Source organism: Methylobacterium sp. E-041 (assembly GCF_022829665.1).
GTDB lineage: Bacteria > Pseudomonadota > Alphaproteobacteria > Rhizobiales > Beijerinckiaceae > Methylobacterium.
Genome location: NZ_JAKSYQ010000220.1, coordinates 1 through 1,234, shown reverse-complemented (window position 1 = coordinate 1,234; position 1,234 = coordinate 1). Strand labels below are relative to the sequence as shown.

Annotated in this window: 2 protein-coding genes; one reads left to right on the top strand and one right to left on the bottom strand. The window is 59.5% G+C overall.

Annotation, left to right across the window (positions count from 1 at the left end):
* Window positions 1–406: 406 nt before the first annotated feature.
* Window positions 407–529: a hypothetical protein gene (locus MKK70_RS30710; protein WP_279603737.1), complete on the top strand. Its 123-nt coding sequence runs from the start codon at window positions 407–409 to the stop codon at window positions 527–529.
* Window positions 530–729: 200 nt separating this feature from the next.
* On the opposite strand, the gene MKK70_RS20365 is transcribed toward MKK70_RS30710, so the two are convergent.
* Window positions 730–1,234: response regulator transcription factor (locus MKK70_RS20365; RefSeq protein WP_243949545.1), on the bottom strand; the 505-nt coding region annotated here is incomplete at its 5' end.

The window sequence follows — 1,234 nt, the reverse complement described above, 5'->3', positions numbered from 1 at the left end:
GCTCGACCATGGACCGTCATGCGGGCATGCTGATGGGTGTTCATCCGGGGCGCTCGGTCAGGGTTGGTTGGCTTCGCAACCCCAGCCTCTCACCCCCGCCCCGGGTGAACAACCTTCATAGCTTCGACAGCTAGATCTTTCACTACGCTGGCGACAGCGCCTTCCCGGTAGAAGTCGATGCGGTAGCTCATGCCCGACCATGCCATGCGCTTTCACCGCGGCCAAGGTGGGGTCTGGACCCCGGCCATATCGATTGGCTCGATGTAAGGGATGCTACGCTGGCCATCGGCCCGGAACTGACGGCGGACGAGTGGGGCGCGCGGCACGTTTCGGAGCAGTGAGGCATTTGCCGACGGTAGGAGCGCAGCTGCCCTATATGGCGCTCGTCACAGTACGAAAGAGCACGATGGCCATTGAAGCAGCGTTCCTCACCTACGCGACGAAGCGCATCGCCGACATCAGCCAAGCTGTTGAGATGATGGAGGCCAAGACCCGAAAGGTAAGCGAGGTACAGCCTGGAGGGCAGTAGATCGATATGACGGATCAGACCCTGGCTGCGTACAAGGCCGAGCGTAAAGCGCTGCAGGGGATCAAGAACGAACTTGAGGCGGGAAATTTCGTCGGAACACCGAACTTCGCGACATCTATATTTAGGACACGTCGCCAGAAGGGTCGCCTCAAAGCAAGTGAGCAACCGCTTTAGGCTTGTACCTTCAGCAGCATAGCTCTTTAGCTCGCCATAGCTCGCATTTCAGGTGCGCTCTCCCGCAGGACGTAACCGCGGCCCCAGATGGTCTCGATGTAGTTCGTGCCCCCACTGGCGTTGGCGAGCTTCTTCCGAAGCTTGCACATGAACACGTCGATGATCTTCAACTCCGGCTCGTCCATGCCGCCGTAAAGTTGGTTGAGGAACATCTCTTTGGTGATCGTCGTGCCCTTCCGGAGCGAGAGGAGTTCCAGCATCTGGTACTCCTTGCCGGTGAGCGGAACCCGTTTTCCGCCAATCTCAACGACCTTCTGGTCGAGGTTGATGATCATGTCGTCGATCGTGATTACCGCTTCCGCATGGCCTTGTGAGCGGCGGACAATCGCCTGGATGCGGGCCACGAGCTCGTCCTTGTGGAACGGCTTGGTGAGGTAGTCGTCGGCGCCGAAGCCGAGGCCCTTCACCTTGTCCTCGATGCTGGCCATCCCTGAGAGGATCAGGATCGGGGTCTTCACCTTGGCGACCCGG